The sequence below is a fragment of the Bacillus sp. EB600 genome, from assembly GCF_024494385.1.
Classification (GTDB): domain Bacteria; phylum Bacillota; class Bacilli; order Bacillales; family Cytobacillaceae; genus JAEVLT01.
Genome location: NZ_JAEVLT010000010.1, coordinates 1 through 24,041 on the forward strand (window position 1 = coordinate 1; position 24,041 = coordinate 24,041).

Consider the following 24,041-nt stretch of genomic DNA (forward strand, 5'->3'; position numbering starts at 1 on the left):
TGTTTTGTCTTACGCCAACCGAAATTCATCACCTCCCTAACCTTGGGCTTTGCCCTTCACAGGTTTGAGGAAGGGGAATTCTTTCGGGATTCGTTAAACCAAAATAGCTTAAGACCATAATTAATCCAAAAGTGTATTCAAGGTCAATTGCCGGCCTTAGGAGCAAGCTGTCAATTTTAGTTCCTACACATATCATTTAATCGAAAAATGCACATGAACTGAAAAAATTCGTGTGCATCACATTGCTAGGTTCGTATTTGCATCTCTTAAAGTGAACCCATTCTGTTGAAATAGCTGTATGTTTTTGCTTATCCTATTCCATCACTTTGAGAGACGGGCTAGTAGTTTTCTTGATTTATTGTATTTGCTGAAAAACCATCTGTAAAATCTATACGCTATTTGTAAAATAAGGAACATCGAAATCCAGCTCAAGAACACATTCCAATGGAGATATTTAATGTTATTCGTGTAACTTTCAATAATTCCTTCAAAAAGTATGATAACTGACGGAAAAGAAATGGAGTAAAGCAGTTTTTTTAGCCTTGTTCCATTTTTGGGATAGTACAGATTATAGAGGACACTTACCACAGGGAAAACTAAAAATTCAAATGTAATACTTGTTCGCGAAACGTAATTAAAGAAACGAATAGGATAGGAAATGAGCTTATAGTGAATGGTTATACAACTTAAAATAAAAGAAATAGATTGCATAAATAATAGACTTAGAATGACTTCACGAAGTTTGCTTCTCGGTGCCCCGAAAAACAGTAGTCCTAATGCAATGATCCAAGCTGCAAGTTCAATTATGTTTTCAATAGCAATATAAAACGCCCCCTTTAACTAACCAATAAAATTCTACAAAAAGGGCCATTTTCCTGCATAGACTAATAAAAAAGAACCATTACCTTTTTCTTACAATTTACAGTTGAAATTCCAATTCTGAGAACTCAAAAAAACCACTTTTCATTGGTTTCGTTTCCAATAGAAAAAGTGGTTTCTGATTAGTTTGTTGAAAGATAAGCAAAAATAAAACAAAATGATTTCGAAGGGTTCACTTAACAAAAGGCTCTAAAAGAACTAGTCCTATACCTACCCATCCACAAACTGTTTACCCTCAAAAAATAAGGGCTTCTTTATTTTCCCTGTTTATTCATGGCGTTCATCATTTGATTGATTTTCTTCTGGGATGGTTTCATACCCATTTGTGTCATCATCATCTTTAACATCTGTTCATTAATTGGTGGATTTTTCTTTAAATAGCTCATCATATCAAGGTTTCTAGGCTATATAAAGGAAAACCTTAACCACTCGTTTTTACCAATTCACTACCAAATAGACAGTCACATTTTCTTGAGAAAAGTTAACCATATTTTAGTACAATTTGTCAAGGAAAGTTTAACCTATTTAATAGATATTGGTTAAACCTTCACACTATTTTTCGGGTAAAAAGTGGTTGAAGTTTTCCGTATACATTTTTGAGGTTTATCGTACTGTTTTCAAAAAGTTTCCATTTTGGTTTTGTTGCGATCGAATAGATTTTAAGACGATTATGGGATATTCGTATGGATGGAATCGTAAAATATTGGGGTGTTGATTTCGACCTACCTCTATCTGTTTTGCTGTAAGGTACTTACGAAAACGTGGAAATTATTCCCCCCACATCAATTGCAAGCAAAAAAGAGGGTTTCCCCTCTTACAATTGTTTTGTTCTGTTCAGTGCAGTTACTTTCTTATTTCTTTTTCTCCCATTCAACATTCCTTTGCATCCGCATATTAATTTGCTGTTCCATTAGTGTCATTAGGTTAAGAACTTATAATTCTTTGATGTTTATGTTAATTGGGATTGCATAAGTTTTTTAAAATCACTAAAAATTAAATCAATTCAAGCTTTTAAGTTAAGTATTCAAGAGTCTCACTTGAATGACCTAAACAAATTCTTTCAGATCCTTACAGTTTCAATTTGTTCAGTGATTTCCTCGAGTACGTCGCAGGGGAATCTTAAAAAGAAAACTCCAAACCTTTTGATCAAGTTAATTTGGAGCTTTTTTAATAAGGTTAAACAACTTCTATTTCCAACTGACCAACAATTGGGGTTGGGAGGTTTTTAGCAAAAATTGTATATGAACAAGGAATTATTTTATCACTTGAGTTTGGGCTGAAAAATATCCTTAAATCTTCCCCAAAGGCTTCTGTATACTGATGATGTTTTAAATCACCTATAGTGCTTTCAATAATGTAAAAGCCTTCCTCTTTTTCTACATGAGGATAATGATAAGAAAAAGCAGGAACAGTTGCCAATGCTCGTTCAATACCAGAGACTGGCTCTTGATGAATTTTATCCATAACCATAACTCCCAAAGAAGGAATCTTAAACTGAATAGAAACGTCCTCCAAATATTTATCCCCATCATTTTTCAAAACCATGTTTAGCTTTTCAGATAATTCCTCGCCAATATGAAACAAATCATGTTCGTAATACGTTTCATCAACCTTCTCTAAATTTTCTCGTAATGTTTCTGTACTTCTGTCCTCGTAGGGAACGGATTTAAATGGAGAATAAAAGTTTGTCGATAATCTCAAACGATCAAGATTACTTAACCCTAACTTATCTTTAAACTTCCGTTCTTCCAAGATAGCTTCGATTTGTTGCTTTGCTTCTTGAGAGGGCAACATAAAATCCTTAACAGCACTAACAGTCAACTTTCTATCTAATTTCTTGTTAAATCCAATTGCAATTTTGCCATTGAATTGAAACTTTGACCTAAAGGCAAAAATTTCATCCAAGTCTCTCCTAGTCATTTTTTCTTGCTGGCTTCCCTTTCGGACAAAACAATCCCCTTTTTTAAGTTCTTGATAGTCTTTTTTCATCATGTATGGAGGATTATTACAGTTATCAATTTCAATTACCCCGAGCAAGTTTCCTTCAACTTCCACTGGATAATAAGTAAAATCAATACTTGGCTCAACATTTTCTCTTAATATTTGTTGATATGTAGCTTGGTCAACAAATTCTTCTTTTGGAATAGGAAAATATTGTTTATCTCCGCTTGGCAAATCCTTTACTCCTGTAATAAGGTATCTCTTGCCAACCCTTGTTGCATTTGCCATTGCCATAACATCCTTGATTAAATCCTTGTACTTTTCCTTCCGATACTGCTCCCTTTTAAAGTCCAGCAATGTTCCTTCTCGTTCATATCGAATAATAGACTCAATTTCACTCAAGAGCTTCTCCCCCAGTTTCGTTCTAATTTTTATCTATTAATAAGCTGCATCAAACATTATACTGTATATTTGAATTAATTTTATATTAATAATGAGGTCTTAATTCACTTGTAGAAATTAATGGTGTGTGACAGAACCAACTATGGGGTTTGTCCTGCCCATGACCCCAGTAAAAATGTGGAAGTACCCCATGCTTAGTTTGCTTAAAATTCCATAACCCTGTGATAGAATGGAATCAATTACCATCTAAATAGTAAATTATGTTTACTACTCTCCTCTTAATATAGTAGACAGATTACATACTTTGGAGGTAAAATCTACCTATATATAAAATAAATGAATCGGGGTGAATCAACATTAGTAAGCAGAATTACGAACTTTTTAAGGAGTTGTACTTCCTTGAATTAGATAACAAAGAGAAAATAAACTCCCGTATTTCTGTACCACTTAGTATTGTTACCTTACTCGCAGGAGGTTTTGTATTTCTCCTCTCAAACCTTAATGATATTAAGGGTGAAGTCTGGAAGCCGTTATTTTTTTCCTTTTTCTCCTTATTTACTGTAGCATTTCTTATTTCAATTTTTTATATGGGAAAAGCTTATTACAACTATAGGTATCAGTATCTTCCCTCATTAGCAGACTTAGATGACCAAGCACAGCAACTAGAACTCTATGTAGACAATCTTATTGCAAAGGGTGAGGTACAAGCAGAAAATAAAGAGGAAATCCTGGAGTTAGAAATACAAAGAAGTTTGTGCGAACAATACAAACAGATAACGGATGTAAATACTAATCTAAATCTAAAGAAATTAGAATATCTAAGAAAAGTAGGAATTTGGGTTCTAGCCTCTCTAGTTTTTGGTACAGCGTGTATGATTCCAGTTTTATTTGGAAAGTCAGATGAAGTTCAAAAAGTCAAAATTATAAAATCTATAGATAAGGCGGGGGGAAAAAATGACTGATTCAAATGAAAAAAAACAACCTCAAAAACCAAATGATAAACAGACTATTAATAGAAGCTATGGTAGACCAGCAAATCCGACAAGACGCCCTAAACCAAAATCTCCACGAACTGGACTTGAATATATAACAACTGATAGTATAAAAGGGTTTCTTAAGAAGCGATAGGTACATATTTTTATCATAGTTAAAGTTATGAACAAAGTCATACTTTCAAATGAAAGTATGACTCTTTTTATTAGTATTATATTCTCTTTAATGTAATCACTCATTTTTATTGTTGATTCTTCCTACAATAAAAAGTCCTTTCCTTATACTTATTATTGCTTCCACCCTCTAAAAGTATTTGTCTGAAGCTGGTGGTCTTCCCTTCTCTACAGCACTCTGTTTTTTCAATGCCTTTTTACGCCAATTCAAAGATTATTTTATTTTTCTTCGTTTCGGATTATCTGTGACGTGTGGATTAGGGTACACAGGGTATATTCTACATTTGACCCCTGCAAAAGTGTGGAAAATACGCCCCCACATCCTAAACCAAAAAGAAAGAGACCCCAAAGGGAGTCCCATTAGCTAGCTTCATATTCTTTTACCTTGCGATAGAATGTAGCCTTAGTCAAGTTCGATTTCTTCATGGCTTCAACTGCTGTGATATCCCCTGCTTTCCATTCCTTATAAGCCTGCTCAAATTCAGATGTGATAGATGTTCTAGGTCTCCCAAGGTGTTTACCCTGTGCCTTTGCGGAAGCTATGCCTTCAGCTTGACGAGTCTTAATCTTTGTTCTCTCTTCCTCAGCAACCCATGATAATACTTGTAATACCAAGTCAGCTACAAAAGAACCGATTGAATCATTGTATTTCCGTGTATCTAATAATGGCATATCAAGTACAACAATATGTGCTTTGATGTTCTGTGTGATATCTTTCCACTCGTTTAGAATCATGTCTTTATTACGACCTAGTCTATCTAAAGAATGAATGTATAAGGTATCTCCTTTACGCAAACGCATTTTCAAAGCTTGGTATTGAGGTCTATTGAAGTCTTTACCGCTTTGCTTATCGATATGAATATCACGCTCATCAATTCCAAGAGCATACATTCTATCCAATTGTCTTGCTTCATTTTGATCTTTACTGCTTACTCGTACATATCCAAATTCTTTGTTGTCCATGATAAATTCCACCTTGTTGATTGATAATATTATCATATCTAATGCGTATCATAAGGTCAACAATGTTTTTGGTACGTTTCAAAAGTGTATTTAATACCATATGAGACTATCCAAACCCTTATTGTACCGTTTGATGAAATACGTTGCAAAAAGTGTACCTTTTGAAACATATAGCTTATGTCCTTTTTGAGACGATATACGTCTCCAAACGGTATGCCTATATCAAATAACATCATTAGCAGTGACTAAAATGTTACACCACTGTTATCGGACATCATTATCGAACTTAAACAGATTTTTACTATATGATTTATCCCTTTAATGTGCTAAACCGAGGCGATTATTTGTTTCGTGTCGAACATTTGCCAAATGTTAGTTTGTGAATGAGTGTGGTTTCTGAATCATCAAGAATTGACCTTTTATCAATAGGCGATTTACCAAACATATGTACTTTATTGAAAAATGAGAGGTATATCGTCTCAAATTGGATTAGAAGATTAATCAGAGAACATCACAATACCATCTTTGGTAGGCTTACATAATGCCGTCAGATTTAACCTAAAGCTTAGATTAGAAGAAGGTTTTAGAGGAGGCTTTAATAAAGTGCCTATAAGAGCCATTATGAACGTCTCAGGGTGTGTGGGACTTACTCAATCATACTTCCGATAATAGGGTAAATGATAAACAAAATTGGAGAGGCTCTAACATGTCTTTTGTACTATAATTAACTTAGGAAAAGGGAGGGAAAAATTGGGAGGGGTGTATATATGAAAAGGAACTTTGTTATTTCTAAACAAAGCGACATCGAGGGTTTTAGTTCTTTTAAATGTTCGTTGTGTACTGAAGAATTCAAACTGAATACCACTGAAGTGCAAGAAGATGATGTTATTGAATTATTTTGTCCGAATTGTGGGATACCCAGTCCTATTCCAACCTACTACACTGTTGATATTATAGAGCATGCAGAGACACTTGCTATGAACGAGGCAATGGACATGTTGAATGATTTTTTTAAAGGCTTAGAAAGAACCTCAAGGAAAAGCAAGAACATAACTTTCAAAAGAGGAAAGCCTTTGCCCACTACGCAACCAAGAGCATTGTTTGAGAATGATGACTTAGAGCAAATTGAATTCATATGTTGTAATAGAAAGGCAAAACTCTCACTATTGTCCAAGACAATAAAGCCGTTTTGTCCATATTGTGGGGTGAATTAATTGGATTTGGTAATTGATGTAAAACAATTTAAAGTAATGTCTAGGCAATTTAGGAGAATGGCGGGGGATTTACTCAATGCTCAAGATACATATGAAGCAATGAGATTAGCAACAAGATTCAGTAAGTATATAGACAATGAGCCAATCCTGTTTGACTTTATAACAAAAAATAATGTGGTAAACTTTGATATGAAGGAAATCATTCAGTCACGGGGATTTAATGTAAAATTTGACATTCCTCTAGAAGTGAACGAGGAAATAGCCTTCATTTATCAACTTTTAAAATACACAACGGAGAACTTTGATAGATATGATACTGTTTCACGGGCATATGCAATGTACCGTGGTGCAAAGATTTCTGATAGTATTCGTGAGTTTAACAGGGAAGTTGTAAAACTATTGGTAAATCATATTACAGACTATTTAGAAGAGAAGGCAATCGAATTGGGTATAGATGAAAAACCAAATGCAAAAGTTTTAGTTCAAGGAAATGTAGGACAACTAAACTTTACAGAAACAGGTAACATTCAAGCTAACCAACAAAATAACAGCCAAAATAGTAATGAAGAACTTTTATCACTCGCTAAGGAAATTATTACCGCTTTGAAAGATGCAAAAATTGAAAATACTGCCGATAAAGAAGATGCTATTGATTTTGTTGAAGAAGCAACAAATTCTATTGAAGCTGGCAACCAACCAAAACCATCTGTTATCCGTAGAGCAAGGGAGTCATTAAGCAAAATAAGACCTGTGGTAGAGGATGCCTCCTATTTAGCAATGCAAATTGATAAGTTCGTCCAAGCAGTCAGTAACATACAATTCTAATAATGGACAAGTCTCCATGTTTATAACAGAAGGCTTGAGGACAGTAGTGTCCTCAAGCTTTAGTTTCATTTAGTTGTTGCTTCTTAAAAATTTGAAACTTTACATAGGCTTTGTAATCATCATCTTGACCATTTAAACAAAACATAAAAGCTTCTATAAAATCTAAATCCACGCTTGAAAGTCTACCCTCATGAAAGTAGCGAACAGTCATAAAAGTATCTTTATGTGAATTTAGAAGGTTGTAAAAGTCTATCTCTGATATTGGAGAATTACCACCATAGATTTCTGACTTAAAATTATATGCTTGTATAGTCCGCTCAACCATATCTATTCGAGTTTTTTGTTGCAGTTGATTAAAGAGTTTATTTAAATCATGACCTCGTGGTGTTTTACCACTCTCAGAATGTAAGATACTCTTCAATGCAAGTTCACAGGAAAATGCAGATACTGTGATAGCGGGTAAAGAGTATGCTGATAAAATATCACCATAAAAATTGCTTACTTCAACATGTTTATCAATCAAACATTTATATGACAAGAAATATGAATTTGCAGATGAATGTATAATCTCGCTCATTTGCTCCACTGAATCAACTCCTATTTATTATTGCTCATTTTCATTTAGTGACCTACGTCTTAACTTCAACAAAAAGATGTTCTTCTCCTTCTTTAAGGATAACACCCGCTTATTGAATAGTATTTTTCTTAATTTTTTCTATTTGCTTTGCTTAATCTTTATCAATAGGTGTACTTACCTGTTTAATTTCACCACCAAAAGACCATCCCTTACTTTCAAGAAATTCAGTAAATTCGTCTAAAAAGTCATGAATATGAATTGACTCCTTAAAACTACTTTCCAAAACGTTTCCTTCTATTTGTATTTCTACTATTTTCTTTTCATTGAGTTTTACTTCATTTTCCCACACTGGTTTCAATAAAGGGTCTTTTTCATAGTTACCTTTAACTACGTTGTTAAGATATTGTTTCTCACTAACTCCAAATCTAAGAAAGTTTCTTTGTGCTTGCCTTAAACATACACCATTTGCACCGCCCCAATAATCTGGGTTTTCATTCATCACATAATCATCTTCCCAAAAACAAACTTTACAAATTTCATAGCTGTCCCGTGTTCCTTCTGAAAGAGTTTTATATCCACAACATTGGCAAGTAAATAACCCCATTAAAACCACCAATCCAATCTTTATTTTTCTTTATTGTATCAGCTATTCTTCCACTACCCTTTAGCACATACAAAAAAGCGTTCCTGCCTGATACAGAAACGCCCAACTTACTTGTAGAACTATTCTCTTTTGATTTCAGTAACTATTGGTTCATCAAAAGAAATAATATCAATAATATGGTCTAAACATGCTATCTCATAATGAACAAATTGTTCCTCTGGAAAGACATCGGTAACAATAGTACCTTTGTTAATGAAGTCTAAATACCTTGATTTCTTAAAAATTCGAAAAGCATTTCCCTCAAAGATTTCATAATTGTCTAAAACAGTAAATGACTCATTAATGATGTTATAGGAGACATATGAATCAAATTCAATCTGTAATAATGGCAATTCTTCATCAACTTCTATGGGGAATGCTTCTGTTATAATATGTTCACCTATCTCAATATCTTCACTTCGCTGGCTTACTTTACATCTTTCAATAAAAATTCTTAACGAATTGGTTTCATGCTCAAATAAGCTATGTAGATAGAAATAACCTTTCAGTTCCATTAAATCTTTATATTCCATTCTATCACCTCTTCTTATCGAGATTTTTATTATCAATTCGCTATATACATCTTATTTCCTTCTTACACTAACACAAGAAGCGACTGCCCTTGTTGAGCAACCGCTTTTACCCTTATTGCACCATCCTTCACCGTTACTACAAGAATATATATTTCACAACCTATATAGTTTAGCTGCAATCAATAAAATCACAGTTTTAATAATCGTCGTGCAGCTATATCTTGATCAAACCTGCCCGTTACTGGAAAAGCGATCCTTCGCTATCGAAGAATCGCATCCAGTTAGTTTAAGTACAATATTGTTTAATTTATATAACGATTTATTGTTTTAGGATTAATACACTCATCAAGTTTAGAGAGTTTCTCTGCCACATCAAAATCAAAAATTGAACAAATGTCTCTGTAATCCCCCTCTAAACTATTCGTATAAATCTTTCCTTGCTCATCACAAAATATATAACCACTAACCCTATCACTATATTTAAATTTTTCAATCTTAAATTTCTTCTCTTCCTTATCCAAAAAGGTTAATGCACTATCAAAATCGTCATCACATATTTCAAACGTATCTTTTTTCTTTCTGGCAGCAGATAAAGGGAAAAACTGATATATACTCCAACTATATATATTTTCAAACTGCATTAAATATCTAAATATATCATAAATAGAATCTCTGTTTTGTTTTGTCAATATGGTATTTATTTTAATCCTAGTATTTGACTCTTTTAATGTTTGAAGAACAGAATTTACCTTAGTAAATAAATTTTTTGATTTCCTCATATAATTATGAGTTTCCCCGACTCCATCTAAGGATATTCCAATTAAATCTACAAAATTTTCGATAAAGGAAAAATCACTTTGAGTAATTGAAATACCATTTGTATCTACTTGAGTAAATAACCCATTTTCTTTGGCTAGTATGCACGATTTTCTGAAACTACTTTTACTAAAAGAATCACCACCACCAAAGGTAATCACGTCGAAATCCAATGATATTGCTCTTTTTACTACCTCATATGTTTTGTCTTCTATTTTTTGATGGTGAAAATTCACATAACAAAAATCACAAGTTAAATTACAGCTTTGATTGTAGGTGAGTATTATTCTTTTCATTTCTCTATAACCTCTTCGAATGATTCAGAAAGTTTCCAACAATTCTCGAAGTGACTTTTTAATATATTGTAATTACGGTTATCACGGTTGAATTCTATAGCAATAAAATTGTTTTCAATTCGGTCTGATGTTTTACCCAAATGATATGGGTCATAAATCATATATTTATCTGTAAAAAATAATGAACAATAAACCTGATCAGTAAACCTAATTTCTAAGTTCTCATATGTATTATTTAAAGTTACCAGACCTTCGATATTTAACTTTCTATCAATCCCATCATTATTATTTAGGTTATTTCTAACTTGTTTATTTGTGCAGTAAGGATTAATAAGTAGAACCTTAAATGATACTCCTTTATTTAATCTATCTTTTATATTCTTCCAATGTCTATCTGTTGGAATATCCAAGTATGATTTGCCGGTTTCAGCAAGTAGAAACATTTCGTTTGCCTCATCTATGACCTTTGCAGTTTGTGAATTTCTTTTATTTTTAGATTCATAATTATCCATAAAGTAATGGTTTGTAATGCCATTTCTCTCTATTTCTTTATTTTTTTGCTCTCTATTAATTGCAAGCTTAATTAATGGATTGAATTCTTTATTTTTAATGAAAATCTCAAGTAATATAGTTATGATTACAACTATTAATACCCACCAATATAATTTTTCACTTTTTAGAAAATCAATAATAAATACTGAAAGACCAAATAAAATTATTTCTAAGATCTTGATATATTTATATAGTTTACTCATAATCCACCTCACTTTTTTATTTTGCTCCTAAATAAAAACTAACAAAGGTTTTAATATATAAAAAAAATCTTCCATACTTGGTTGATTGTAGTATTATTCTATCATTTTGGAAAAAAATATAAAAGAAGTGAGATACCCCATACTTTTTTGTATACTGGCTTTTGTCATTTTCAAAACTGTTATCTCCTTAACTAACCTCCCATTACTTTAAGTACATTCTTTCACAAACTCTAGCTTATTGTAATAATTAAAAAAAGACGAGTTTTATTAATCGTTATGCACCTATGTCTTGAATTCAACCCTATATTCAATTAGCAACTCCAATACATAAAAATATCACTAAGGGTAATCCCTCAGTGACTTAGTCTTTCAAGACGTTTAACAACATCATCTAATTCTGATTCAATGACTTTAAAAGCATATCGTATAGCGTATTTATAATTAAATCCACTACCCCCATTTTTATGAATAGTAAATTTACCTTTTGCGTTACGAATATCAAATGCGTGTAATAGCTTTTCCTTTGACACCACCATTGCAACATAAATGGCTTTATCCGTATATCCTTTCTCGTGAAGGCGTTCAATACCTTCCGTAATATACCTAGTTGAGTTATTGTTCATTTCATGCAATCTAATAATATTATCTCTGAAATAATCAAAGGGTGTATTAATAATTTGTTAACCTCCTTATAATATTCAATTTTCTCTTTTTCATCGTTATTGTATTAAGCTATATAAAAAGAGAGGCTCAATGAAGTCTTTTCTCACTCTTCCAATACTCCAACCGCTCCGATTTTTATACTCCATCTCTTTAAATTATCCGCTACTTTAGTTCTAACCCCAAGTCCGTTAATAACATGGTTTAGCAGACAAATATTAACAAGTTTGGATAGTTTATTCTTTCCCATGAATCCCCTATGATATTAATGTTTCTTCTATAGCATTGTACAGAAATCCAGAGTGATTATGATAGTTGCCGTTCTGCACGAAGTGGAGAACGAGCAACTGCCGAGGAGTCACGGAGCGAAAGCGTAGTGACGGGCGTGGTCAACGCCTTCTTTTCTCTTTAAAAGCTTTTAGGCTTGTCAGCCCGTCACTCGTTCGTTCATCACTCGCTCCTCCCCGACCATGTGCTAATCTCCGCTACGCTGCGATTAGACACATGTATAAGATTCTTTTTCATCATCGCTTATGCGTTTTTTATATAATCTTCTATAAGGAAAATAGAACAAACCCCAACAGCCACAAGGGTTCAAAGAATCACTTATGCAAAAATTTAATATACCAAGTTTCAATCCTTCTACTATACAGTAAATACTTCATCTTTTTCAAACCATGCAACAGCTTCTCCATTTAAATACTTCTCTAATAACCCCCTCATTCTACTCGAAGGAATGTATAATTCGATTGGTTCTCCACGTCTTATTCTGCTTCGGAACAGCCATTGAATTAACTCTGATAACGCCCAGAATTCTTCATCAACATCAACTTTGTGGTATTGAAAAAACTTCACTTCAACTGGGTTCATAAATCGATTTGCAAGATATATACAAACTTCTTTATCTATATAATCATTTGTTGCTCTAGCAGTAAGTGTAACGAATTGCTTCTTTGCTGACTTAGGGGTTAATTTCTCTTCGAAATCCTTCAAGCATGTCCACATCACTTTTTCAGACTTTACTTTACATTTGTTCCAGTAAAAGTTATATGCGTGACTTTTAATTAATTTAACCATCTCTTTATCCTTCACATTCTCTGTCAACCAGTTATGACTGAATGCCCCTTTTTTATCTCCTACAGCGTTCATATCCTTTTCATTGTATCTAGTCGGATAATAAATATTGATGTTTTGTTTTAGGAATTCGACATTCTCTTGCGTTGGTTTAACATATGGAATTAACTCAAAGCGACCAGTTTCACGGTTTAATTCCACGGAATTGAAATACATTGGAACTTCAAACATTTTGAAATAATACCGCTGCGATTGTCCCCAAAACATATATGTGAGTATGAAAACATCCTTGAACGCTTTGAATACTGATACAGGAAATGTCCAAAACATGGCTGTATTGTTGAAAATCATAAGATTGTTTGTCTTGGCTAGCCTCTCGATTCGTTTAAACGTTCCATCATATTTTTCTTTTTTCCAAGCAACAAAACCATTTTCATCCACGGTTACGTATGGTTCATTCCCATCGTGACCAAGCAATAATTTAATGTCATCTTTCGAAATTTGTGCTTGTACAATGACATTAGCTACTTCATCTAGTATAAGTGTATATTTATGAGATTTGATAAAAGTTAATGTTGCTTCATCAATATTTGAAAATAACTCATGTGTACTGACAATGTCTTTCCCTTGCCTTACTAATCGCTTTAAACTTTCTAGTTTTGTAACGTTGTCTTTATCCACCTCGGGTTCTGAAAACTTTCTATTTGTAACAGAGTTTTTAACCCTTTTGACTTCAGATAAAAATGGAGTAATAAACATAAACCTTTCTGATTCATGAGCCTCGTTCATATATTGAATTGCCCAAGAAGTTTTTCCCTTTCCACAAGTTGCATCTATTATTCGAACTGCTTGGCTTTTTAATACTTTTTCCAATTTAACTCCCTTTTCTGATGGCTAGGTTTCGCTATTATTAGCAGCCATCTATTTCACTCCCTTCATGTTTTGGTTAGAAATTGAATCCAATAATGCTCAAAATTGTTTCATTTTTATTGATGTTTTAGACTATAAATTTCTGTACCGAATCGACCTCTTAATATATATAAATATTAGTACCCCGATTCGGTACAGTTTTTTTATCGCTCATTTAATAGGTATTTATTAATAAAACTAGGTACTTCCAACTCCATTTTTCAAATGGTCATTTATTGTACTAGTGTGATAATCTTCTCTTTTTCTCATTTTGATAGCTTCTGCGTCGGCACTCTTTTTGGTAACATCTTATACATAAATTATTAGTAAACACTCTCGGTACTGCTTCGTTGCAATAACTACATTTCTCCTTATATTGTTGACGCTTTTTAGCTATTTCGTGTTGATGTTGTTTTACATATTCCTGCTCAGCCTCGATTAATGCCTTGAATTCTTCATCTCGCATCTTTCCTTTGCGTAGATTGCATCTTCTGCATAAGATTTGAAAATTAGATAAATCGTTGCTACCACCTTTTGCAAGAGAGACAATATGGTCTACATGTGCTTTTGTTGGAGAATTACGTCCTACACCATATTTATCATGAACTTCGCATCCACATGCTTTGCAGATATATCCTTCCGTTTCTAACAGGTGTCTTCTAATCTTTGCTAAATGATAAGATGTCATAATCAAAAAATCCCCTTAATTTATTGTTTTAGTTCCTCAAAAAACACAAAAAAGAAGTGAACCTACACGCAACACCACCTCGTTAGAAAGCATACCCATGGTCAAAATAACAATGACTATTAGTTCGATTTTCAAATTCATCATTATACATCCCAATATATGTAACCTCTCCTTTGGTGTTATGGAAGAAGTTACAGTCCTGCTATTTTTTGTTAAGATGTGATAATAAAACCTTTAGCATGTGTATATTTTCATTTCCATTAACCCTCCGTATTTAATTTGTTGACTAATATTATCAAATCAAAATCCTACTGTACTAGAAATACAGTAAGGTGATATTTTGAGAAAAATAGAGTATGGAAGAGAAAAACGTAAAAATGTATTTAATTTTGAACTTTTTTACCGATTTAATCTTTGATGCTTTTAATTGTGATTTGTAGAGAGGTGCCATCCCAACCATAAAAAATAAGAGAACAGCCATGTGCTGCCCCCTTTTTCCCGCACTATACATCTAATGAATTTAGTGGATTATACTTGTCATTCTGCTCCCTTAACTCGTTCCCCCACATAGCAACATATTTCATAGTAACAGCAATATTTTGGTGTCTCATAAGCTTCTGAATTGCAAAGGCACTCATTCCGGACATAGCAAGTCGATGGCAAAATGTGTGACGGAAGGTGTGTGCGGATACCCGTATATCTTTAAAATTCATTTTTTTCCCTAGATAATTAAAAACTAACATAATAGAGTTCTCGGTCATTTGAGTGTTATCCCGCTTCACAAAAACGTAATCGCTGAATTTCCTCCAAATATTGTTTACAGAAATTTATAACTGCTAACGGCTCTTCTCGTATTCATCTTTAAACATCCACTTGTAGCCACCTGCTAATTTTCGATGTCCATTACAAACAGAAGATATGTGACCTATTCCTGTTTGTTCTTGTGCATCGCTAGAGCATTACTGTGTTGCCCTTAACCATTATGTCTTTGAAAGGGTAATAACCTTTACTTAGCAAAAAGAAAAAGAACAGTCATCGTGTGACTGCTCCCTTCAATTCCTTCTGTAACCCTTTTTTGTTATTTAATATGTTTTAACACTATCCTACAAATCAATGCCTAAGACTTCGCCATTTGGCTCAGATTCAATTCTGTCGTATAGTAGACCAATTAATCCCATGTTAGGAGGAACGCTCACAGTTGTATCGCATGTATCATACTTTCAGCTTTTTTCCAAAATTCATCAATGGACTAATATCAATACCTCTCTGAATCAATGTCTTATCATCCAATGTTTGAAGATAACGTTGTGTTGTAGACACGTCAGAATGCCCTAGTAGCCTTGAAAGCGTGTATAGGTCTTTCCCATTCAACAAAGCATTTACAGCGTAGTAGTGCCTAAATGTGTGCGGAGAAACCCTTGCATCTTCAACATTCGCTCTCTTCCCTGCTTCCCTAATGATATTCCATAATGTAGTGTGGGAGATTTCACCACCAGTATAGTTCAAGAAATAGTTATCTGCTGTTGATGCAAACTCTTTAAAATATTTTGCTTTTTGTCTTTCATATTTGATTAAGAATTTCTTCAATGCAGGAGTAATTGGAACGTGTCGCTCTTTATTACCTTTTCCCATGACTACTATATTATCTTTATCAATAATGGATTTATCCTTGAATGTACGAATCTCTATGGCTCTAAGTCCAGTGTCGGCAAGCATGGCAATGATAGCCTTGTTTCGAGCGTCTAAATACGTCTTAGTGCCAAATGAATCAATCATTGCCTTTACTTCATCATCAGTGAATCCCTTAAGCAAGAGTTTAGGTTGCTTCGGTCGTTCTACCTTGTCCATTGGGTTATGTTTAATGTACTCTTCACTAATGCACCAGTTAAAGAAAGCATTGACTGCCTTGAATGTTGTAAGAATTGTCTGGGGCTTATTGCCCCTGTGTTGTTTTGCTCTGAAATATGCCTTTAAATCATCCACAGCAATGTCTTTTAAAAGCTTGTCCTCAGTACCCCTTTTGTTTGTCATGAAGTTGCTTAGAAATTTGTATTCCTGTTTCTTATTTTTCATTGTTTTGGCAGTGTAGCCACATGCCTGACAATGAACTAAATACTCATCCATTGCATCAAGATATTTAATTTCTTCCATAATAAAAAGCCACCTTTTCTGTTGAATTTTTGATTAATCCTTCATCAGAAAATGTGACTAATTGGTATAAATTGCAAAATGAGTGCGAAGGTTTAAGCATTTTTTTACGTTTTTTCGGGGAAGGTTTCAGACTATGTAAAAATCTTATCCATTCATCCTAAAATTCCGTTCCGAGCAAAACACCCAAACCCTTGTCCCACCAAGGATAATAAGGGTTTCTTTATTTCCCCTGTTTATTCATGGCGTTCATCATTTGATTGATTTTCTTCTGGGATGGTTTCATTCCCATTTGTGTCATCATCATCTTTAACATTTGTTCATTAATTGGCGGATTTTTCTTTAAATAGCTCATCATATATTTACGAGCAATGAAAAATCCTAGTGCTATACCAACGACTAATGCTAGTACACCAACTAGAATAGTTGTAACCATTAGACTTCCTCCTTCATGTTGTCTACCATACAGTGTACTAAAATCCGCGCAACAATACAATATCTGCTTTCAATTAGATTAATTTTCTTTCTTTATATGGTTTTAACCATCCAAACCGGAAATGCTCCAAGTCAATTGCTAAAAAAGATGCTTCACTTTTTCGCAGCACTTCGAAAAAAACCGTTTCCGCTTCTAACGTTCCGTTTGCCTTTACTTCTAGCTTGTTTTCGAATACCCGGAGATAAGCAGAGCTTAGTTTTCCGCTTAATTCCATCATATATGTGCCGTAATCTTCCGTAAATCCGCGCACCTTTCCGAGCTGTTTTTGGATCATTTGATGTATTTTTAAAACTGGTATTCTTTTCGTTATATAGTTAATTTGCTTTTGTGTTATATCTTTAAATTCACCGGTCGATTGTTCATGTTCTTGAAAAAGCTGAAAAAACATTTGCTCTTTTCCGAAGTAATGTGCGGCAAATTCATCTTCTATTAAGTATAGCTGATAGTTCCTCACCACAATCTCCCTTTCACAAGACACTCTTTTATTTATTATAAAAAAGCAACAATAAAACGTCTGTCTTATCACGGCGAAAACTATAACTATTATTGTCGAAAAACAGAAAAGCATAATGAAATGACAAAAGGCACCCGAATATGCTTAATCAGAATGCCTTCCTTTTCTATTTCTGCTTTTTGCTCTAACACTTATTTCCACCTTCTTCTATATGATTGATGAAATGGTAATATTGTTTCGTTCTAACGTTTCTTTCATATATTTTGCAAAAGCAAGTGCATGTTCACCGTCCCCATGAATACAAACAGTATCTGTTTTTAAGGAAACTGGTCTTTTCTGTTGAGAGGTGACTCTCCCTTCTGTCACCATTTTCACCACTTGTGCAACGGATTGTTCTTTATCTTTTATTAAAGCATCAGGTTGGGATCGAGAGGTTAACGTACCATCCGATTGGTATGTACGATCTGAAAAAACTTCATGTGCGGTACGTAAGCCCAGCTTTTCTCCTGCTTTCGTCAATTCACTCCCAGCAAGTCCAAACAAAATTAATGAAGGTGAGACATCATATACGGCTTGAGCAATGGCTTCTGCCAACTTAGCATCTTTTGCAGCCATGTTATACAAAGCTCCATGTGGTTTAACGTGCTGCATACCCTCATTACATGTGGTTAAAAAACCTTGGAGAGCACCTATTTGATAAACCACCATATCATATGCCTCTTGTTGTGAAATTTTCATTTCACGACGGCCAAAACCATTTAAATCCGGAAGCCCAGGATGTGCCCCTATTCTAACTTGATTTTCAATTGCCAGTTTGACGGTTTCCCTCATGACACTCGGATCACCAGCGTGAAAACCGCATGCAATATTTGCGGATGTTACATACTTTAAAATTTCTTTCTGCTCCGCTAATTTATATCTGCCAAAACTCTCCCCTAAATCACAGTTCAAATCTACAGTAAACATTGTATTCCCCCTGCTATTTTTCTTTGGATATTGGCCGCTTAATTCAAGCTTTAAGATAAGCATTTTCATTTTGTTACGAATTAAGGAATTGTAGTTTTAAATTTCAAATCCATTCTACCGTAATAAATATCGGAGTAGACAGTAAGTACAAAATTTTCAAACTATCATAGGTATTATATAGAATTTACAGTTTGTTTTTTATTTTTTGACAATTATAATGATAATAGTCATGATATAATCCGTTATTTAAAACAATAGTTCCGATATTAATGAAACAATGGAGGTTTTGGAATGAGTTGTTCTTTCACTGAAGCCGTGATCAAACCATTAGGTGATTCGGCATTGATTGTACAGCTTGGCGATGAACTATCCCCTGCTATTCACCAAAAGGTTCAAGCTTTGTCAATGCTGTTAAATACTAATCCATTTGATGGTTTTGTTGAGTCGGTCCCTGCATTTACCAATCTAACAATTTATTACAATCCAATAGTTATTTACCATTCTATCATGGACTTTAATCACAGACACTCACGAATGACTCCTTTCCAAAAAATTAGTACTAAAGTGAATGAATTACTGCGGCAAATGGACGAAAAGCAGGTTTTTGTGGAAAGACTTGTGGAGATTCCTGTCATATATGGCGGCGAATATGGTCCAGATCTAAATGATGTTGCTGCTTATCATAAGATGACAGCCGAAGAAGTGATTCAAATCCACACAAAAAATGAATGTTTAGTTTATATGTTAGGATTTGCTCCAGGATTTCCATTTATGGGAGGAATGGATGAAAGAATTGCAACTCCACGAAAAGAAAGTCCGCGGTTAGCAATTGTACCTGGTTCTGTAGGAATAGCCGGAAAACAAACGGGGATTTATCCACTAGACACACCAGGAGGCTGGCAAATTATTGGCCGAACTCCATTCGATTTATTTCAACCCGACTTGACTCCGCCAACCTTACTTAAAGCCGGGGACAAGATTAAATTTTTCCAAATTTCTCTGGATGAATATAAGGAATATAAGGAGTTAACTCGATGACTGTTAAAGTACTTCATCCAGGACTGTTAACCACAATACAAGACTTAGGAAGATATGGTTTTCAAAAATATGGAGTCGTTGTCGGCGGAGCAATGGATCACTATTCATTAAGGGCAGCAAATCTGCTAGTAGGAAATAAAGAAAATGAAGGTGCTCTAGAAATTACATTAGTAGGTACCTCTCTTTTATTTGAGAAGGAAATGGTAATCTCCATAACAGGCGGTGATTTATCTGCTGTCATTGATGATAAAAAAGCAGGAACGTGGCGGCCGATATTGGTGAGAAAAGGCTCGATCTTACAATTCAAATCACCGTTAAAAGGTTGCAGAGCCTATGTTGCTTTTGCCGGTGGGATTGCTGTTCCAGAAATAATGGGAAGCAAAAGCACCTACCTTAGGGCAGGCATCGGCGGATTGAAAGGCAGGGCTTTGCAAAAAGAGGATGTAATTGAATTCAATGAAATGAATGAATTCAGTCAAGCGTTATTTACTAAATTGGATAAATTAGGAAAAGATGTCGCCTGGTCAGCAAATTACACCGCTTTAATCAATTTACAGCAAACGCAAACGATTCGTGTAATGAGAGGCACGGAGTTTAAACGCTTTGATCAAAACAGCAAAAGAAACCTGTTCAATCAACCCTTTACCTTAACGACCCAGGCTGATCGAATGGGCTACCGAATGGAAGGTCCTGTCCTCTCTTTAGCAGAGGAATTTGAATTATTGTCTGAAGGTGTAACAAACGGAACCATTCAAGTACCGCCAAGCGGCAATCCGATTATCTTAATGGCTGACCGGCAAACAACAGGCGGCTATCCGAAAATCGGTCAGATTATTACGGCTGATTTAGCTAGTATGGCTCAATTACAACCGACTGCAGTCATCCATTTTAAGGAGGTTTCACATGAAGAAGCAGAAAATGAATTAGTAAAAAAAGAAAAAATAATAGACGAGATAAAAATAGGCATTCGTTTTAAAGTACAAAAAAAAGGAGAATGAACTGCGCTCATTCTCCTTTTTTTAAAACTTATTCTATTCTTGCAGTAATGCTTTCACGCGTGCCACTACATTAGCTACACTAAATCCGTATTCTTCCATAACCTTTTCACCTGGTGCTGATGCTCCAAATGTGTCGATGGCAAGGACTTCTCCTTCATCCCCAACATATTTGTGCCAGCCAAATGATGCGGCCATTTCAATCCCGAGACGTTTTTTTACATTTTTCGGTAATACTGACTCTTTGTATTCTTTTGATTGTACTTCGAAGCGATCCCATGATGGCATGCTGACAACTGAAACATGGATACCTTCACTAGCAAGCTTCTGCTGTGCTTCTACTGCAAGTCCAACCTCTGAACCTGTTGCAAGTAGTAAGGCATCTGCTGTTTCTTTTCCGGCAGGTGAGATCACATATGCACCTTTGGACACACCTTCATATGCATTTTTATCTGTATCTTTAATAGTAGGTAAATTCTGACGTGTTAACACAAGAGCTGTTGGTTTTTCAGTCGATTCAACAGCAAGCTTCCATGCAGCAGCTGTTTCATTTCCATCTGCAGGACGAATAACAGACAGATTCGGCATTGCCCTTAAGGCAGCAATCTGTTCGACTGGCTCGTGGGTAGGACCATCTTCTCCTACAGCAATACTATCGTGAGTAAAAACATAAGTAACAGGAAGTCCCATCAAGGCAGCGAGGCGGATCGCTGGACGTAAGTAATCAGAGAAGACAAAGAATGTTCCGCCGAAAATCTTCACTCCGCCATGAAGTGCCCAGCCGTTCATGGCTGCACCCATTGCAAACTCACGAACGCCGAACCAAATGTTTCTTCCTTCATAGGATCCTGGCAAAAAGTCTGCTGATCCTTTAATTGATGTTTTGTTTGAGCCGGCAAGGTCTGCTGATCCTCCAATAAAGATTGGTAGGTTTTTAGCAATTGCATTTAGTACTTCACCTGATGAAGCGCGGGAAGCAAGGCTCTTACCTTCACTATAAACAGGAATATCTTTATCCCAGCCTTTAGGAAGTTCACCCTTTAATGCTTTTTCCAGCTGGTTCGCTAATTCAGGGTATTCCTGTTTGTATTGAGCAAATTGGTCTTTCCATTCCTTTTCTTTCTTCTCGCCATTTTCGACGATTAGTTTTTGGAAGTTATCATATACTTCTTGAGGAACATGGAAATCTTCTTCAAATGTCCATTGATATGATTCTTTTGTCAGCTTTAATTCTTCTGCACCCAGTGGAGCACCGTGTACATCCGAGGTTCCTGCTCTATTTGGTGATCCATAGCCGATCACTGTCCTTACTTCTATCATAGTAGGACGGTCTAAATCAGCTCTCGCTTCTTCAAGGGCTTTGGCGATTTCTTCAAGGTTATTCCCATCTTCAACACGAAGGTATTGCCAGCCGTAAGCTAAATAGCGATCCTTTACGCTCTCAGAGAAGGATTGTGACAATTTCCCATCAAGTGAGATGTCATTTGAATCATATAAAACAACTAATCGACCTAGTTTCAGATGCCCTGCCAGCGAAGAAGCTTCTGCAGATACGCCCTCCATTAAGTCTCCATCACCACAAATACTGTATGTATAATGATTGACTAGATCAAAACTCCCTTGGTTGTAAACACTAGCCAAATGGCGTTCAGCCATTGCCATCCCTACAGCCATTCCTATCCCTTGACCTAATGGTCCAGTTGTTGCTTCAACACCCTCGGTATGTTTGTATTCTGGATGCCCCGGAGTTTTACTGCCCCATTGGCGGAACTGTTTTAGATCATCAATTGTAACATTATAACCTGCTAAATGGAGCATCGAGTATAACAAGGCTGAACCATGTCCAGCAGATAATACAAAACGGTCACGGTTAAACCAATGTGGATTTTTGGGATTCTGGTTCATGAAACGGGTCCACAACGTATATGCCATTGGGGCTGCACCCATCGGCATGCCCGGATGACCGGAATTTGCTTTTTCAACCGCATCAATTGCAAGTGTGCGAATCGAAGTTACGGATAATGCATCAATAGAATTAAACATGATTTACATCCTTTCTCAAATCCTAATTACTAACTTCAAATTTAATATTATAATTCAGCAACGATTTATACAACAAATAGCTTTAAAATATGCCAAAAAAAAACACGTCATGATTATTTTATACAAAGAAAATTTACATATGTAAAAGGAATACAAAAATTGTATTCCTAATGTAGTCTATTCTTTTTAATTCTTTTTATTTTTTCTGGTGTTACATCATTTCCTAATGGATCAATTACCTTAACGTTGGTGATTGTATTTTCCATTGAAGAACGGAAGGCCGCAAGATACTCACTTCTTAATTTGGATTGTTCTTTTGCTTCCATTTCTGATAAACCGGTTTGCTTTGCCTTTTTCGCAAGCTCGTTAATTCTCGCAATTTTTTCTTTTGATAGCATTTGTTATAACCTCCTTACAGAGTTTCAATTCTTTGCAAACTTAAATGCTTAATATGACATTTGATTTTACTAGAAAAATGAACATCTGACAAGGTTATTGTTCTTCAAGTGAATCAAGATACTCTTGGTACCTTCTATGTACAGTGGCTTTCGAAACTTGATATCCGAATCCTCTTAAGGTTGCTGCTATTTCTGCAAAGGTTAGCTCGTTTTTTCGAAGCCGGACAATTTCTGTGATTGGAACTAAAATTTTATCTCGTCCAGAACTTTCTCCCTGGTTTTTCAGGTTCCGTTCAGGTTTATATCCATTTTTAACAGCACGCTTCATACCGCGTTTTATTTTACTATTATGAAGCTTGCGTTGGTATTCTTCCACAATCCCAACAATTTTTAGAACCATCGAATCCGATTCTGAAAGCTGGAGTTCCCCGTTATCAGCAATGCTGTAGAGCTTGGCCTTTTCTCTTAATATGCAATGCAGTAAGGCAATTTTCGCATTTCCTCTGCCAAGTCTTGTTTCATCCTGAATTAACACGGCTTGTACCTTATCTTCTTTTACCATGTCTAGTAATTCAAGAATTCCATCCCGATCCAGCTCATATCCACTAGCTTGTTCTTTAATAATCTTAACTATCTCCAATTGATGGTCTTTTGCAAGCTGGACGAGCTCTTCCTCCTGCCGTTGTAGAGAAGTTTCTTGCGTTTCCTTTGTTGTACTAACGCGACAATAGATAACTGCTTTCAATGTAAAGACTCGCTTTCTTTAGAGGTACTATTCAGCAGCACTCGCTAACTCATTCGTCACTTCTGGCTTGCTGCTGACCGGTATGACTATTTTTTCACCCGGAAAAATATGATCTCCTTCAATATGGTTATGTGTTTGGACCCAGTTAACAAATTGAACCTTTGATAAAGAATGCTCTTCAGAATAGTCCTCAGCAATTTTCCAGATGGAGTCACCATCGGAAACGGTTACTGTTTTATATTGTTTTTGATGAAAAGAATCGAATCGAATCGAAAGAAGGAATGCGGTAACAAAGCTTAAAACAATCAGTATAATAGCATATGAATAGTGATTCCACAATTTTTTCATGTAAAGCACCTCGTTTTAGAATGTATGTTCGTTTTTGTTAGTTCAATTATAATTCGAACATTTGTTTTG

General features: G+C 35.0%; 26 protein-coding genes and 2 pseudogenes. 6 read left to right on the plus strand and 22 right to left on the minus strand.

Translation table 11 applies throughout. The annotated features are described in order from the left end of the window. Positions 1 to 321 precede the first annotated feature (321 nt). From JN080_RS29840 to JN080_RS12475, 3 genes and pseudogenes are all read right to left on the minus strand, one after another. A complete protein-coding gene (locus JN080_RS29840; protein ID WP_375141651.1) occupies positions 322 to 822 on the minus strand; it encodes a CBO0543 family protein in 501 nt (166 codons plus the stop codon). Positions 823 to 1,133: 311 nt separating this feature from the next. Then, a pseudogene (locus JN080_RS12470) lies at positions 1,134 to 1,268 on the minus strand (YneF family protein); the annotation flags it as partial. A gap of 787 nt (positions 1,269 to 2,055) precedes the next feature. After that, on the minus strand, positions 2,056 to 3,222 hold the full coding sequence (locus JN080_RS12475; RefSeq protein WP_256236342.1) for an ATP-binding protein: 1,167 nt from the start codon (positions 3,220 to 3,222) through the stop codon (positions 2,056 to 2,058). 389 nt (positions 3,223 to 3,611) lie between these two features. On the opposite strand from JN080_RS12475, the gene JN080_RS12480 reads away from it, so the two are divergent. Both JN080_RS12480 and JN080_RS12485 read left to right on the plus strand, forming a co-directional pair. After that, complete coding sequence (locus JN080_RS12480; RefSeq protein ID WP_256236343.1) at positions 3,612 to 4,184, plus strand: hypothetical protein; 573 nt, start codon at positions 3,612 to 3,614, stop codon at positions 4,182 to 4,184. Further along, entirely contained in the window at positions 4,177 to 4,350 is a 174-nt protein-coding gene (locus JN080_RS12485; protein WP_256236344.1) for a hypothetical protein, read from the plus strand. The genes JN080_RS12480 and JN080_RS12485 overlap by 8 nt, the downstream gene beginning before the upstream one ends. 398 nt (positions 4,351 to 4,748) lie before the next feature. Here JN080_RS12485 and JN080_RS12490 read toward each other — a convergent pair whose 3' ends face one another. Continuing rightward, positions 4,749 to 5,351, minus strand: coding sequence for a recombinase family protein (locus tag JN080_RS12490; protein WP_256236345.1), 603 nt, complete (start codon positions 5,349 to 5,351; stop codon positions 4,749 to 4,751). A gap of 767 nt (positions 5,352 to 6,118) precedes the next feature. On the opposite strand from JN080_RS12490, the gene JN080_RS12495 reads away from it, so the two are divergent. Continuing rightward, entirely contained in the window at positions 6,119 to 6,565 is a 447-nt protein-coding gene (locus tag JN080_RS12495; RefSeq protein ID WP_256236346.1) for a hypothetical protein, read from the plus strand. Next, on the plus strand, positions 6,566 to 7,390 hold the full coding sequence (locus tag JN080_RS12500; RefSeq protein ID WP_256236347.1) for a hypothetical protein: 825 nt from the start codon (positions 6,566 to 6,568) through the stop codon (positions 7,388 to 7,390). A gap of 52 nt (positions 7,391 to 7,442) precedes the next feature. Here the strand turns inward: JN080_RS12500 and JN080_RS12505 are convergent, their stop codons facing one another. The 14 genes and pseudogenes from JN080_RS12505 to JN080_RS12570 all read right to left on the minus strand — a co-directional run bounded on the left by JN080_RS12505 (position 7,443) and on the right by JN080_RS12570 (position 18,405). Continuing rightward, positions 7,443 to 7,967, minus strand: coding sequence for a HEPN domain-containing protein (locus JN080_RS12505; protein WP_256236490.1), 525 nt, complete (start codon positions 7,965 to 7,967; stop codon positions 7,443 to 7,445). Between the two features lie 370 nt (positions 7,968 to 8,337). Continuing rightward, positions 8,338 to 8,571: pseudogene (locus JN080_RS12510) on the minus strand (CPCC family cysteine-rich protein); the annotation flags it as partial. A 119-nt stretch (positions 8,572 to 8,690) separates the two neighbouring features. Continuing rightward, positions 8,691 to 9,143 carry a hypothetical protein gene (locus JN080_RS12515; RefSeq protein ID WP_256236348.1) on the minus strand — a complete coding sequence of 151 codons (453 nt, stop codon included), beginning with the start codon at positions 9,141 to 9,143 and terminating at the stop codon, positions 8,691 to 8,693. A gap of 302 nt (positions 9,144 to 9,445) precedes the next feature. Beyond that, entirely contained in the window at positions 9,446 to 10,255 is an 810-nt protein-coding gene (locus tag JN080_RS12520) for a radical SAM protein (protein WP_256236349.1), read from the minus strand. After that, positions 10,252 to 11,010, minus strand: coding sequence for a hypothetical protein (locus tag JN080_RS12525; RefSeq protein ID WP_256236350.1), 759 nt, complete (start codon positions 11,008 to 11,010; stop codon positions 10,252 to 10,254). Before JN080_RS12525 ends, JN080_RS12520 begins: the two co-directional genes overlap by 4 nt. A 353-nt stretch (positions 11,011 to 11,363) precedes the next feature. Beyond that, positions 11,364 to 11,633 (minus strand): hypothetical protein, encoded by a 270-nt coding sequence (locus JN080_RS12530; RefSeq protein ID WP_256236351.1) that lies wholly within the window; start codon positions 11,631 to 11,633, stop codon positions 11,364 to 11,366. 143 nt (positions 11,634 to 11,776) lie between these two features. Beyond that, positions 11,777 to 11,920 (minus strand): hypothetical protein, encoded by a 144-nt coding sequence (locus tag JN080_RS12535; RefSeq protein WP_256236352.1) that lies wholly within the window; start codon positions 11,918 to 11,920, stop codon positions 11,777 to 11,779. Positions 11,921 to 12,315: 395 nt separating this feature from the next. Then, positions 12,316 to 13,617 carry a DEAD/DEAH box helicase family protein gene (locus JN080_RS12540; RefSeq protein ID WP_256236353.1) on the minus strand — a complete coding sequence of 434 codons (1,302 nt, stop codon included), beginning with the start codon at positions 13,615 to 13,617 and terminating at the stop codon, positions 12,316 to 12,318. 277 nt (positions 13,618 to 13,894) lie between these two features. Beyond that, a complete protein-coding gene (locus tag JN080_RS12545; RefSeq protein ID WP_256236354.1) occupies positions 13,895 to 14,341 on the minus strand; it encodes an HNH endonuclease in 447 nt (148 codons plus the stop codon). A 503-nt stretch (positions 14,342 to 14,844) separates the two neighbouring features. Continuing rightward, positions 14,845 to 15,102 (minus strand): site-specific integrase, encoded by a 258-nt coding sequence (locus JN080_RS12550; RefSeq protein ID WP_309144673.1) that lies wholly within the window; start codon positions 15,100 to 15,102, stop codon positions 14,845 to 14,847. Positions 15,103 to 15,553: 451 nt separating this feature from the next. Next, a complete protein-coding gene (locus tag JN080_RS12555; protein WP_256236355.1) occupies positions 15,554 to 16,492 on the minus strand; it encodes a tyrosine-type recombinase/integrase in 939 nt (312 codons plus the stop codon). A 220-nt stretch (positions 16,493 to 16,712) separates the two neighbouring features. After that, entirely contained in the window at positions 16,713 to 16,925 is a 213-nt protein-coding gene (locus JN080_RS12560; RefSeq protein WP_256236356.1) for a YneF family protein, read from the minus strand. Between the two features lie 73 nt (positions 16,926 to 16,998). After that, a complete protein-coding gene (gene sirA / locus JN080_RS12565; protein WP_256236357.1) occupies positions 16,999 to 17,439 on the minus strand; it encodes a sporulation inhibitor of replication protein SirA in 441 nt (146 codons plus the stop codon). Positions 17,440 to 17,646: 207 nt separating this feature from the next. Beyond that, positions 17,647 to 18,405 (minus strand): LamB/YcsF family protein, encoded by a 759-nt coding sequence (locus JN080_RS12570; protein ID WP_256236358.1) that lies wholly within the window; start codon positions 18,403 to 18,405, stop codon positions 17,647 to 17,649. Between the two features lie 291 nt (positions 18,406 to 18,696). Between JN080_RS12570 and pxpB the strand changes: the two genes are divergently transcribed. Next, positions 18,697 to 19,443, plus strand: a complete 747-nt coding sequence (pxpB, locus tag JN080_RS12575; protein WP_256236359.1) for a 5-oxoprolinase subunit PxpB — start codon at positions 18,697 to 18,699, stop codon at positions 19,441 to 19,443. Then, entirely contained in the window at positions 19,440 to 20,441 is a 1,002-nt protein-coding gene (locus JN080_RS12580; RefSeq protein WP_256236360.1) for a 5-oxoprolinase subunit C family protein, read from the plus strand. Before pxpB ends, JN080_RS12580 begins: the two co-directional genes overlap by 4 nt. Positions 20,442 to 20,474: 33 nt before the next feature. Here the strand turns inward: JN080_RS12580 and tkt are convergent, their stop codons facing one another. The 4 genes from tkt to yneA all read right to left on the minus strand — a co-directional run bounded on the left by tkt (position 20,475) and on the right by yneA (position 23,972). Further along, complete coding sequence (gene tkt / locus JN080_RS12585) at positions 20,475 to 22,481, minus strand: transketolase (RefSeq protein ID WP_256236361.1); 2,007 nt, start codon at positions 22,479 to 22,481, stop codon at positions 20,475 to 20,477. Between the two features lie 167 nt (positions 22,482 to 22,648). Beyond that, the gene (locus tag JN080_RS12590; protein ID WP_256236362.1) at positions 22,649 to 22,879 is read right to left on the minus strand and encodes a DUF896 domain-containing protein; all 231 of its coding nucleotides are present in this window, start codon (positions 22,877 to 22,879) and stop codon (positions 22,649 to 22,651) included. A 94-nt stretch (positions 22,880 to 22,973) separates the two neighbouring features. Continuing rightward, positions 22,974 to 23,624 (minus strand): YneB family resolvase-like protein, encoded by a 651-nt coding sequence (locus tag JN080_RS12595; RefSeq protein ID WP_256236363.1) that lies wholly within the window; start codon positions 23,622 to 23,624, stop codon positions 22,974 to 22,976. A gap of 27 nt (positions 23,625 to 23,651) precedes the next feature. Continuing rightward, the gene (yneA, locus tag JN080_RS12600) at positions 23,652 to 23,972 is read right to left on the minus strand and encodes a cell division suppressor protein YneA (RefSeq protein ID WP_256236364.1); all 321 of its coding nucleotides are present in this window, start codon (positions 23,970 to 23,972) and stop codon (positions 23,652 to 23,654) included. Positions 23,973 to 24,041 lie beyond the last annotated feature (69 nt).

Coding starts and splice junctions, on each gene's coding strand:
- JN080_RS12505 (WP_256236490.1), bottom strand. CDS start 7,967: ATGAGCGAGATTATACATTCATCTGCAAATTCATATTTCTTGTCATAT.
- JN080_RS12495 (WP_256236346.1), top strand. CDS start 6,119: ATGAAAAGGAACTTTGTTATTTCTAAACAAAGCGACATCGAGGGTTTT.
- yneA (WP_256236364.1), bottom strand. CDS start 23,972: ATGAAAAAATTGTGGAATCACTATTCATATGCTATTATACTGATTGTT.
- JN080_RS12485 (WP_256236344.1), top strand. CDS start 4,177: ATGACTGATTCAAATGAAAAAAAACAACCTCAAAAACCAAATGATAAA.
- JN080_RS12535 (WP_256236352.1), bottom strand. CDS start 11,920: ATGGGAAAGAATAAACTATCCAAACTTGTTAATATTTGTCTGCTAAAC.
- JN080_RS12550 (WP_309144673.1), bottom strand. CDS start 15,102: ATGACCGAGAACTCTATTATGTTAGTTTTTAATTATCTAGGGAAAAAA.
- JN080_RS12560 (WP_256236356.1), bottom strand. CDS start 16,925: ATGGTTACAACTATTCTAGTTGGTGTACTAGCATTAGTCGTTGGTATA.
- JN080_RS12490 (WP_256236345.1), bottom strand. CDS start 5,351: ATGGACAACAAAGAATTTGGATATGTACGAGTAAGCAGTAAAGATCAA.
- JN080_RS12545 (WP_256236354.1), bottom strand. CDS start 14,341: ATGACATCTTATCATTTAGCAAAGATTAGAAGACACCTGTTAGAAACG.
- JN080_RS12570 (WP_256236358.1), bottom strand. CDS start 18,405: ATGTTTACTGTAGATTTGAACTGTGATTTAGGGGAGAGTTTTGGCAGA.
- tkt (WP_256236361.1), bottom strand. CDS start 22,481: ATGTTTAATTCTATTGATGCATTATCCGTAACTTCGATTCGCACACTT.
- JN080_RS12530 (WP_256236351.1), bottom strand. CDS start 11,633: ATGAACAATAACTCAACTAGGTATATTACGGAAGGTATTGAACGCCTT.
- JN080_RS12555 (WP_256236355.1), bottom strand. CDS start 16,492: ATGGAAGAAATTAAATATCTTGATGCAATGGATGAGTATTTAGTTCAT.
- pxpB (WP_256236359.1), top strand. CDS start 18,697: ATGAGTTGTTCTTTCACTGAAGCCGTGATCAAACCATTAGGTGATTCG.
- JN080_RS12590 (WP_256236362.1), bottom strand. CDS start 22,879: ATGCTATCAAAAGAAAAAATTGCGAGAATTAACGAGCTTGCGAAAAAG.
- JN080_RS12580 (WP_256236360.1), top strand. CDS start 19,440: ATGACTGTTAAAGTACTTCATCCAGGACTGTTAACCACAATACAAGAC.
- JN080_RS12525 (WP_256236350.1), bottom strand. CDS start 11,010: ATGAGTAAACTATATAAATATATCAAGATCTTAGAAATAATTTTATTT.
- JN080_RS12515 (WP_256236348.1), bottom strand. CDS start 9,143: ATGGAATATAAAGATTTAATGGAACTGAAAGGTTATTTCTATCTACAT.
- JN080_RS12520 (WP_256236349.1), bottom strand. CDS start 10,255: ATGAAAAGAATAATACTCACCTACAATCAAAGCTGTAATTTAACTTGT.